We start from the raw sequence: 10,373 nt of genomic DNA, 5'->3' as shown, positions 1-10,373 counted from the left end.
GAAGCAACAGGATCAATCGTTTGGGAAGAGGATGTTTTCATGATGCAAAAATAAGAATTTTAACGCAATCCCCCAAGTTTTCAGACTGAGCCGAGAGTAGAATGGGAATAAGGCCTTTGGATAAGAAGAAAAGCCCCTGAAAATCAGAGGCTTAATCTTGTTTTTGGTGATCCGCCTGGGGCTCGAACCCAGGACCCCAACATTAAAAGTGTTGTGCTCTACCTGCTGAGCTAGCGAATCAATCCTTATTTGCGAATCAGTTATTTCCTGATTGCGGGTGCAAAGGTAGTTACTTTTATTTAATTTGCAAGCATTCCGTAGAAAAAAGTTTCAATTATTTTTCCTCGTTATGGCTTGTTTCTTGATTATCAGTAGTTTCTACTTCATCATATTTTATTTTTTTCTTTGTTGATAATAAAGCGTTGGTAGTAGGAGAGCATCAAAGTTGTTAGTGGCAAGGCGATAATCATGCCGAGCATTCCCATTAATGAACCCCAGATAGAAAGAGATAAAAGGATGATGGCAGGATTCAGTCCGGTAATCTTTCCCATGATTTTGGGGACAAGGAAGGTATCCTGTATGATTTGTACGATTGCAAAGACGGCTAATGCACATGCAATGATAATCCAGAAGTTCTGTCCGGTGTCGGCAGCTTTGAGGATTGCCAATAAAATGGTGGGAAGGAAACCAATGATTTGCAAGTAGGGAACCATATTCAATGCTCCGATGAAAAGTCCCAGAGCGATAGCCATGGGGAAATCGATAATCAGGAAACCGATGCTGAAAAGAATACCTACGCAGAAAGCAACCAAAGCCTGTCCACGGAAATATCTGTTCATACCATCCTGTACGTCGTGAACCAGGTTGGAGGCAAACGTACGGTATTTATTGGGTAGCAGATGCAACCATCCTTCAGCTATCGCTTCGTAATCCAATAATATAAAGATTACATATAATAATATAATGAAAGAGGCAAGGATGCTGAATAGAATGTTGAGAGATTCTGCAAGCAAAGTCCACACTCTGGGGACGGTATCCTTGATTGCCGCCAGGATATTCTCTTCACTTAATACACGGTTCAACGCCTGAAGATCAATGTTCTCGTGGATAAATTCAGAAAGATTCTTAGGCACATTGTTACCGGCTCCATTGGTGAGGTAAGTCACTAGCAAGTCGTTCATTCTGCCTATTTCCGAAATCATCGGCGGCACTAATAGGTAGAATAAAGTGACTCCGATAACCGTAATGAGGAATAAGGAACAGAAGATGGAAATAATGCGGCTTTTTAATCGTAGCTTATACTGGAAGAATTTGACTAACGGATAGACCATATAAGCTATCAGCCACGCAATAAAGAAAGGTAATAACACTCCGCTAAGACGTTCCACGAGCATTAATATTCCTACAACTAACACACATCCGATGGAACCGCGTATAAAACTGTCGAATGTTATCTTTTTCCTTTCCATAATCTGTTTCTTTTATAGAGTTTATACTTTCTGCTCATCTTCCCCTCGTGCACGGAGATAACATTCCCTGCACAGAGGCTCATATTCGGCTGTTTCGCCTAAAAGAACCTGTTTCTCATTCTTGACTGTACGATGTGAGAAAGAGGCCAGCTGACCACATTTCACACAGATCGCATGAACTTTGGAGACTTCATCGGCAATGGCGCACAATTGTGGCATAGGTCCGAACGGATTTCCTTTGAAGTCCATATCCAATCCTGCAATGATAACACGGATTCCATTGTTGGCAAGCTGGTTGCATACATCAATCAAACCACTGTCGAAGAACTGTGCTTCATCAATACCTACTACATCTATCTCAGAAGTAAACAGTAAAATGCTGGCTGACGAATCGATGGGAGTGGAGGCGATAGAATGGCTGTCGTGAGAGACTACGTCTTCTTCTGAATAACGGGTGTCGATAGCAGGTTTGAATATCTCGACACGTTGTTTCGCGAATTTCGCTCTCTTCATTCTGCGAATCAATTCCTCTGTCTTTCCGGAGAACATAGAACCGCAGATTACTTCGATCCGGCCTCTTCTTCTAGTCTCCTGTATGTGGTCTTCTGAAAATAATACCATGAGATTTTGTGTTTTCTTGATTAAATAAATATGTGGACAAAGGTAAGCAATTCAATGTGCAAGAACTGTTAAATTATCCATTATTTTAAGTTATTGCATAAATTATTCCTACATTCGCACCGTATAAACAATGGACTGACATGAAACAGAAGCTATTAACAGATATTGAGTTGGATGTTCATGAGTTGAAGTATCTCATGGATTCATTTACCAAGGAGCCGACTCCGACTTTGTCTGAACTGTTGAAGCGGAGCATTACACGGATGCAGGGGCGTTTGGAAGAACTGCAGCAGGAGGTGGATGCTGTTCAGGTAATTTCTCCGTCAGCTGTGGAAGAGACAGCGGAAGAGGAGGATGAAGTTGCCGGGTCTGAAGAGGATTCCCCCGTGATTATACAATCTCTCGAATCGGTTGTTGTGAAAGAAGATGAGGAAGGAGAAGCCATTGTTGCGGAAGAGAAACCTGTCGTAATAGCGGCAGCTGCAGAGACAGCAGAAGCAGCAGCAGCAGCAGAAGAAGAAGAAGAAGAAGAAGAAGAAGAAGAAGAAGAAGGGAAAAAAGAGGAATCGGCAATTGTTGAGGAACCTGTCGTTGAAACTGTTGTGAAAGAGGAAGAACCTAAATCGGCTGTGTTGGGAGAAAGTCTCAAACTGTCTGCCGGCTTGCGACATGCTATCAGTTTGAATGATTCTTTCCGTTTTTCTCGTGAACTGTTCGGAGGCAACACTGATTTGATGAATCGGGTTATCGAACAGATATCAGTAATGAGTTCCTACAAGACTGCAGTCGCATTTCTGTCCTCGAAAGTCGAATTGAATGAAGAAAAGGAGGCGGTGAACGACTTTCTGGAGCTACTAAAGAAATATTTTAATCAATCAGTATAAAACAAAAACAAGATGGGAAAGCTATATGTGGTGCCTACGCCGGTAGGGAATCTGGAGGACATGACTTTTCGGGCTATCAAAGTCCTGAAAGAGGTCGATCTGATTTTGGCGGAGGATACACGTACTTCCGGTATCTTGTTGAAACACTTTGAAATAAAGAATGCAATGCAATCCCACCACAAATTTAATGAACATAAAACGGTGGAAAGTGTTGTTAATAGAATAAAGGCAGGTGAAACGGTGGCACTTATTTCGGATGCCGGAACGCCTGGAATTTCCGATCCCGGATTTCTGGTTGTTCGTGAATGTGTGCGCAACGGTATTGAAGTGCAGTGCTTGCCGGGAGCAACCGCTTTTGTTCCGGCACTCGTAGCATCGGGATTGCCGAACGAGAAGTTCTGCTTCGAGGGATTTCTCCCCCAGAAGAAAGGACGGCAGACACGACTGAAGACATTGGCGGAAGAACACCGCACGATGGTGTTTTATGAATCACCCCACCGTCTGTTGAAGACGTTAACACAGTTTGCCGAATATTTCGGTGCTGAACGTCAGGCAACCGTGTCGCGTGAAATATCCAAACTCCATGAAGAAACAGTTCGGGGCAGTTTGGCTGAATTGATAGAACACTTTACCGCTACCGAACCCCGGGGCGAGATTGTGATAGTATTAGCAGGAATAGATGATTAAATAACTTCATTAAAAAACGTAAAACGTAAACGTATGAAAAAGTTAGCTGTTTTATTTGTATGCGTAGCCTTGTTGGCTTCGTGTGATGGCTTTAAAGGTGGAAGTAAAGACCTGAAAGCTGAAAATGATTCTCTTTTGATGGAACTGAACCAGCGCAACGCTGAACTGGATGATATGATGGGGACTTTCAATGAAGTTCAGGAAGGTTTCCGTAAGATCAATGCTGCCGAAAGCCGTGTTGACTTGCAGCGTGGAACCATCACTGAAAACTCTGCCAGTGCCAAGCAACAGATTGCTTCTGACATCGAATTCATCTCCAAGCAAATGGAAGAAAACAAAGCGCAGATTGCAAAGTTACAGGCACAGTTGAAGAATAGCAATTACAATTCTGCACAGATGAAAAAAGCTGTTGCCGCTTTGACTGCTGAATTGAACGCTAAACAACAGCGTATCGAAGAGCTTCAAACAGAACTGGCTTCCAAGAATATCCGTATTCAGGAATTGGATGCTGCTGTCAGCGATCTGTCTGTAGCAAAAGAAACTCTGGCCGCAGAAAACGAAGCGAAAGCTAAAACCGTTGCAGAACAGGAAAAGAGCCTGAATGCTGCCTGGTTCGTATTTGGTACTAAATCTGAATTGAAAGCTCAAAAGATTCTTCAGAGCGGAGACGTGTTGAAGAGCGCTGATTTCAATAAGGATTATTTCACGCAGATCGATATCCGTACAACCAAAGAAATCAAGTTGTACTCTAAACGTGCTGAATTACTGACTACTCATCCGACCGGTTCTTATGAATTGGTAAAAGATGATAAAGGCCAGTTGACATTGAAGATTACTAATCCTACTGAATTCTGGAGTGTATCCAGATACTTGGTTATCCAGGTAAAATAAGGTAGATATCCCTTTTGAATTGCCAATGTGCTGATTCCTGGATTCAAGAAATTAGCACATTGGCTTTTTTGTTTCTTATTATATAACTACTGATGAAATATAAAAATCTTTTTTTTGATCTTGATGATACCATCTGGGCTTTTTCTCAAAATGCTCGTAACACCTTTGAGGAAGTATATCAGAAATATTCGTTCGACCGCTATTTTGATTCATTCAATCATTATTATACTCTTTATCAACAAAGAAATACCGAACTCTGGGTTGAGTACGGTGAAGGAAAGATAACGAAGGATGAATTGAACAGCCAACGTTTCTTTTATCCTTTACAGGCCGTGGGAGTGAAAGATGAAGCGCTCGCTGAACGGTTTTCGAGAGATTTTTTCGCTATTATCCCTACTAAAAGTGTTTTAATGCCTCATGCAAAGGAGGTATTGGAGTATCTTGCTCCCAAATATAACCTCTATATCCTTTCCAATGGGTTTCGTGAATTGCAATCACGTAAGATGCGTTCGGCAGGAGTGGACGGGTATTTCAGAAAGGTGATTCTCTCGGAAGATCTCGGAGTGCTGAAGCCTTGGCCGGAGATATTCAATTTTGCTTTGTCTGCTACTCAATCCGAGTTGCGCGAATCCTTAATGATTGGTGATAGTTGGGAAGCGGATATAACCGGAGCGCACGGAGTAGGGATGCATCAGGTTTTCTACAATGTGACAGAACGGACAGCTTTCCCTTTCCTCCCTACTTATCACATCCATTCCTTGAAAGAATTAATGGATTTATTATAGGTTTTCTGGATTAAGTCGTATTTTTGTTGCGTTTTAGTTTTGCATAAAATACGATATAATCATGGATAGTACGCTTCTGCCTTTCGCCTTACTTTGTTTCACTTCATTCTTCACGTTGACCAACCCGTTGGGAACGATGCCTGTCTTTCTTACCATGACTCATGGTATGACGGATAAAGAACGTCAGTCTATCGTACGTCGTGCTACTATTGTGTCGTTTATTACATTGATGGTATTTGTCTTTGCCGGGCAGTTTCTTTTCAAGTTCTTCGGTATCTCTACCAATGGTTTCCGTATTGCCGGTGGGGTGATTATCTTCAAGATAGGCTTTGATATGCTTCAAGCCCGCTATACACCGATGAAGTTGAAGGACGAAGAAATCAAAACGTATGCGGATGATATCTCTATTACTCCTCTCGGTATTCCTATGTTATGCGGTCCCGGAGCGATTGCCAATGCAATCGTTTTGATGCAGGATGCGCATTCTTATGAAATGAAGGGGATATTGATAGGTACTATCGCCCTGATTTATCTGCTGACTTTCTTTATTCTTCGTGCTTCCACGAAATTGGTAAAAGTCTTGGGTGAAACGGGTAATAATGTGATGATGCGTCTTATGGGACTGATTCTGATGGTGATTGCAGTGGAATGTTTCGTTAGCGGATTGAAGCCGATTCTGGTAGATATTGTGAGGGAAGGAATGATTCCTTGATGAATAAGAATATGAGGGACGGAGAGTTCCTATAATGAAACTTGCCTCTGTTACAAAAAGATTTGTAGCAGGGGCAAGTGCTTTAAGATACGGTTTTTAGACATTTTGCATGTCTTTATGTTACCTTTCTGTGGCTATTTTCCTTTGGGATATACATAATGTGTATTTGCCCATTTGTTCCATTCGTCTACCAGTTGTTTTAGAATCTTGGGGTTTTCTCTGGACAAATTAACCCGTTCTGTACGGTCTTTCTCTAAGTTGAAAAGTTCCCATACTTTAGAGTTCTGGTCTTTAACGGCTTTCCAGTTTTTCCACCATACTACACAGTTGTCAAAGTGTTCACCAAAAATATATTCGTGCAATTCGGTGTCTGTATTGGTTAGTATCGGTAGCATGCTTGCGCCTTCCAAAGGAATGATCTCATTTCCTCCATGATAAGTCTTCGGATAGGTCGTTTCCGCTGCATCGATGAAGGTTGCCATGATGTCAGGCAGGAAAGCTCTATTGTGTCTTATCTCGCCATTGTATTTTGCATACTTGTCGGGCCAGGAAATAATCAATGGAGTGGAGGTCCCGCCTTCATACGCTCTTACTTTATACTTACGGTATGGAGTATTGCTAACCTGTGCCCATGGCAGGCCATAGGATGGATTTACCCATTCATCCGGATTGTTAATCATATCGATGGTTCCGAAACCTTTCTCACGATGAGGCTCGGCACATGCACCATTATCCGACAAGAAAATAAGTAAGGTGTTATTCAGCTCCCCTTTTTCTTCCAGGTACTTTATTAACCGTCCCACATTATAATCCATGCAATGAACTTGTGCCGCATATACTGACATTCTTCTATCCAGTTCTATTTGTTCATCTTCGGTCAGTTCGGACCATTGGCGACCCTCCCATTGAGCAAGATCCCAATTTTTGTCTACCAATCCCATTTTAATCATACGTTTCAAACGGGCTTCACGTACTTTCTGCCAACCTTTCCGGTACTTGCCTACAAATTTGTCTATATCCTCCTGTTTAGCATGTAACGGCCAATGGGGAGCGTTGTATGCCAGGTAAAGGAAGAACGGATTGTCATCTTTGGGGCGTTCGTCGACAAATTTAATCGCATAATCAGTAAATGCGTCAGTAGTGTAATAAGGTTGTTCCGGTGGAGGCAACTGTTGATTGTCTAAAGTCAGATTGCGATCTCCATGAGGTTGCAGATAACTGCAAGCTCCTGACAAGATACCATAAAAATGATCAAAGCCACGTTGCAACGGCCATTTTTCCTGTCCGTGCATGCCTACATGCCATTTCCCCGACATATAGGTGTGATAACCGGCTTCTTTCAGCACTTCTGCTATGGTGACCGAATTACGGTTCAAGTATCCCATGTATCCGTGCACTCCATGATCTTCGGCAGAATGAGGATCTTCGGACATCATTCCGATACCTGCCTGTTGGGGATAAAGTCCGGTCAGTAGACTGGCACGGGAAGGGCAGGAGCGTCCTGTGTTGCAGAAATGGGTAAAGCGTACTCCTTTTTTTGCCAGATTATCTAGATTGGGCGTAAGAATTTCTCCTCCGTAGCACCCTAGATCGGAATATCCCATATCGTCCACCATGATTAAAACAATGTTGGGCTTTGGGTCATTCTGGGCTGCTGCATGTAGGGACAGTAAGGATGCAGTTCCCATTAATAACATGTTTTTGTTTGTCATATAATTTTGTTTTATTTTTTTTGTCAGTATATTTATTAAATAAATATACTGACAAATTATTTCTTAGATGAATTATTTCAGTCTGAAAATTTCTGAATAGACAGCTTGGTCCGCTCCGTTCGCTTTTACACCGATGCGGGCGAATAGGGCTTTGGCTGACTGTACATTCTGGTTACTCGTAATATCCAGCGAAATATTTGTTACTCCGGGATTTATATTGGATAAATTTTGCCGGGCTATATTCGTGTTCTCGTCAACAAAAGTTGTTTTGCTGACGAGTAGCATTGCCTGGCTTATCTTGGCATCCTGTACTATTTGCTGTATATTGCACGTGCCGGATACGATGTTGTTATCTAATGTGATATTTTCGTCTGATATTGTAAAATAAGGGGTGACTTTTACTTCACATTGTGTTTTTCCTTTTACTTCCACATATATGGTATCGCGGTTATTCACCCAGGGACCGTTTTTGTCTTTAGTTACCAGTTTGTACGGACCATCGAAAAGTACTGCAGAGAAAGTTCCGTCCTGTGTGGCATACACGGTGATAGGATCATGGTTGGCATAACCATCCTGATACAATTGTAGTTGAATACCTCCGTTTGTACCTTTCAAACCGAGTTGTTTTCCCTTATACGTGATTTTCCCTTCCAGAAATGATTCTGGTTCGTCGTAATTGTCTAAACCGCAACTTATGGCAAGCAGGGAAAGTGAAAGCAAAGAAAATATAGTTCTTATTTTTTTCATTGTTTTACAGTTTTATGTTTTACTGATAGGGATTTTTCACTAATAACGGGTTCTTGTTGAGCCAGCTGTTATCGAAGAAGTTATAATAGTTCTTCATCTGGAAATAGCGGGGGTAAGGAACCATGTAGGCTTTCTTTTTGTCGAATACCCACATCTTGTCATTGGCGCTACCCGGATCATTAACCTGATAAGGGAATAGTTCGTAGAGCTGTGCATCCGGATTTTCCGAATTACCATCCCAGATTTCGTGAGCCAGGCGCCAGCGTTTCAGATCCCAGTAACGATGATCTTCCAATGCAAATTCCACCCGATATTCGCGGACAATATCTTCAAATGTGATTGATTCCAGTTCGCTGATGCCGGCGCGTGTACGAACAGGATTGATGTAGTTCAGCGGATCATCTTCTCCGGTTTTATTGAGCTCATAAGCAGCCTCACAAGCTATCATATATGCTTCTGAAATACGGAAACGAGGATACCACATGGTACTCATCTTCGAATTGGTAGAAGCACCGATGGTTTCGTCCAGGAATTTGCGGAAGAAGAAACCTGTTTTGTTTATACGGATTTCATTTGATTCCATTGGTCCGTTGATAGAAGTTATCAGGCGGTTATTGTCATCGTAAGAATCGGCTTTACCTATGATTTCTTTCCAATTTCCGTTTCCGTCGGGCACTTTCTGACCGGCTTGCAACACTACTTCACTACCTCTGAATTTGGCTCCCGGATAAAGTACGGTTCCCCACAACCGGGCATCTTTATTGGCAAAGGCATCTTCCGGCCGACTGTACATGATGTAATTTCCGGATTCATCCTTAACTTTGATTGTGCCGTCGCGGTTGTCCTTGTATTCAAATGCTTCTACCAGATTTAATACTGCGCCGGAATAACAACGTTCCTGATCTTCTGCTAGAGAAGCGGGAATATTCTTTTGTGTGAATCCATGGGTGGCTCCTGGATATGCATAATCTTTGGCCCAGATCACTTCATGATTATTCTCTTTGACACAGACTGCATTATAAAAATTCTGTCCCAGATCATTACGAATCGTTATGTCCAGGTTATAATAGGCAGAAGCTTGAGTTATCACTTCTTTGGCTGCTTCCAATGCTGTTTCGTAATATGGGGTAGCCATTTCCGCCGGAATACCGACTTCATTTCCTTCTGTGCGTATAGGAGCAACCATCTTATTATTGTAGTTGGCCAATGATCCTGCATAAACGGCAGCACGTGCCTTTAACATCAGGGCAGCCCAACGTGTGGCACGGGCGGCATTGGTGGTGGGCTTTGTAGGCAGGTAATCTGCGATAGTGGCACATTCATTGATGATATAATCGTAGACTTCTGATTCTTTGGAACGGGGAACAGCCAAACCTGAAACATCCATCCCTGCCTCATATTCGTATACGTTATCATTCACAATAGGTACACCGCCTAAACCTCTGCACATACTAAAATATGCCCAGGCGCGTAAGAAGCGAATTTCGCCTTCATATCGCAATTTCTCTGTAGATTCAAGTACGGTTGTAGCTCTTAATCCCGCCAGGAACTGATTTAAATTACGAATATATTTATATGGATAAACTCGCCATTGATTGTCACTGTATTCCTGCATGTTATCACGGCCACCATCAGTCACGCAACCGTCGTCCACTTTAGTAAAGCTGGCGGGAGTGGCAAAACTTTGTCCCCAATTCTCTGTATCTCCATAAAAACCGGCCAATACGGAGTTTATCATTTTAGCATCGCTGAAGATCTGGTCATTTGTCAATATCTGATCGGGATCACGATCTAAAAAATCAGAACAAGATCCTAATATCAAAGTTAAACCCAATAACAGGTATCCTTTTATATATTTCATTGCT

At 42.2% G+C, this 10,373-nt stretch carries 9 protein-coding genes, 1 tRNA gene and 1 pseudogene; 5 read left to right on the top strand and 6 right to left on the bottom strand.

Annotation, left to right across the window (positions count from 1 at the left end):
- Positions 1-164: 164 nt before the first annotated feature.
- From KFO40_RS21015 to KFO40_RS21005, 3 genes and pseudogenes are all read right to left on the bottom strand, one after another.
- A tRNA-Lys gene (locus KFO40_RS21015) sits at positions 165-240 on the bottom strand.
- 94 nt (positions 241-334) lie between these two features.
- Positions 335-1,469 (bottom strand): annotated as a pseudogene (locus KFO40_RS21010) (AI-2E family transporter).
- A 21-nt stretch (positions 1,470-1,490) separates the two neighbouring features.
- Positions 1,491-2,090: a thymidine kinase gene (locus tag KFO40_RS21005; RefSeq protein ID WP_004299175.1), complete on the bottom strand. Its 600-nt coding sequence runs from the start codon at positions 2,088-2,090 to the stop codon at positions 1,491-1,493.
- Between the two features lie 140 nt (positions 2,091-2,230).
- On the opposite strand from KFO40_RS21005, the gene KFO40_RS21000 reads away from it, so the two are divergent.
- From KFO40_RS21000 to KFO40_RS20980, 5 genes are all read left to right on the top strand, one after another.
- Entirely contained in the window at positions 2,231-2,974 is a 744-nt protein-coding gene (locus tag KFO40_RS21000; RefSeq protein ID WP_211146772.1) for a hypothetical protein, read from the top strand.
- Between the two features lie 12 nt (positions 2,975-2,986).
- Entirely contained in the window at positions 2,987-3,661 is a 675-nt protein-coding gene (gene rsmI / locus KFO40_RS20995) for a 16S rRNA (cytidine(1402)-2'-O)-methyltransferase (RefSeq protein WP_004299177.1), read from the top strand.
- A gap of 33 nt (positions 3,662-3,694) precedes the next feature.
- Entirely contained in the window at positions 3,695-4,552 is an 858-nt protein-coding gene (locus KFO40_RS20990) for a hypothetical protein (RefSeq protein ID WP_004326281.1), read from the top strand.
- Between the two features lie 92 nt (positions 4,553-4,644).
- Positions 4,645-5,337: a YjjG family noncanonical pyrimidine nucleotidase gene (locus tag KFO40_RS20985; protein WP_008777220.1), complete on the top strand. Its 693-nt coding sequence runs from the start codon at positions 4,645-4,647 to the stop codon at positions 5,335-5,337.
- Positions 5,338-5,398: 61 nt separating this feature from the next.
- The gene (locus KFO40_RS20980; RefSeq protein ID WP_004306500.1) at positions 5,399-6,049 is read left to right on the top strand and encodes a MarC family protein; all 651 of its coding nucleotides are present in this window, start codon (positions 5,399-5,401) and stop codon (positions 6,047-6,049) included.
- Between the two features lie 134 nt (positions 6,050-6,183).
- On the opposite strand, the gene KFO40_RS20975 is transcribed toward KFO40_RS20980, so the two are convergent.
- From KFO40_RS20975 to KFO40_RS20965, 3 genes are all read right to left on the bottom strand, one after another.
- Entirely contained in the window at positions 6,184-7,761 is a 1,578-nt protein-coding gene (locus KFO40_RS20975; protein ID WP_128859700.1) for an arylsulfatase, read from the bottom strand.
- A gap of 72 nt (positions 7,762-7,833) precedes the next feature.
- Complete coding sequence (locus tag KFO40_RS20970; protein ID WP_061448223.1) at positions 7,834-8,508, bottom strand: DUF3823 domain-containing protein; 675 nt, start codon at positions 8,506-8,508, stop codon at positions 7,834-7,836.
- A gap of 19 nt (positions 8,509-8,527) precedes the next feature.
- The gene (locus KFO40_RS20965; protein ID WP_134985703.1) at positions 8,528-10,369 is read right to left on the bottom strand and encodes a RagB/SusD family nutrient uptake outer membrane protein; all 1,842 of its coding nucleotides are present in this window, start codon (positions 10,367-10,369) and stop codon (positions 8,528-8,530) included.
- Positions 10,370-10,373: the final 4 nt, after the last annotated feature.

The organism is Bacteroides sp. 1001302B_160321_D4, from assembly GCF_015667765.1.
Classification (GTDB): domain Bacteria; phylum Bacteroidota; class Bacteroidia; order Bacteroidales; family Bacteroidaceae; genus Bacteroides; species Bacteroides xylanisolvens.
Note: the sequence above shows the minus strand (reverse complement) of the source record. Positions and strands in the feature narration are given on the sequence as shown.

Coding starts and splice junctions, on each gene's coding strand:
- KFO40_RS20965 (WP_134985703.1), bottom strand. CDS start 10,369: ATGAAATATATAAAAGGATACCTGTTATTGGGTTTAACTTTGATATTA.
- KFO40_RS21000 (WP_211146772.1), top strand. CDS start 2,231: ATGAAACAGAAGCTATTAACAGATATTGAGTTGGATGTTCATGAGTTG.
- KFO40_RS20990 (WP_004326281.1), top strand. CDS start 3,695: ATGAAAAAGTTAGCTGTTTTATTTGTATGCGTAGCCTTGTTGGCTTCG.
- rsmI (WP_004299177.1), top strand. CDS start 2,987: ATGGGAAAGCTATATGTGGTGCCTACGCCGGTAGGGAATCTGGAGGAC.
- KFO40_RS20970 (WP_061448223.1), bottom strand. CDS start 8,508: ATGAAAAAAATAAGAACTATATTTTCTTTGCTTTCACTTTCCCTGCTT.
- KFO40_RS21005 (WP_004299175.1), bottom strand. CDS start 2,090: ATGGTATTATTTTCAGAAGACCACATACAGGAGACTAGAAGAAGAGGC.
- KFO40_RS20975 (WP_128859700.1), bottom strand. CDS start 7,761: ATGACAAACAAAAACATGTTATTAATGGGAACTGCATCCTTACTGTCC.
- KFO40_RS20985 (WP_008777220.1), top strand. CDS start 4,645: ATGAAATATAAAAATCTTTTTTTTGATCTTGATGATACCATCTGGGCT.
- KFO40_RS20980 (WP_004306500.1), top strand. CDS start 5,399: ATGGATAGTACGCTTCTGCCTTTCGCCTTACTTTGTTTCACTTCATTC.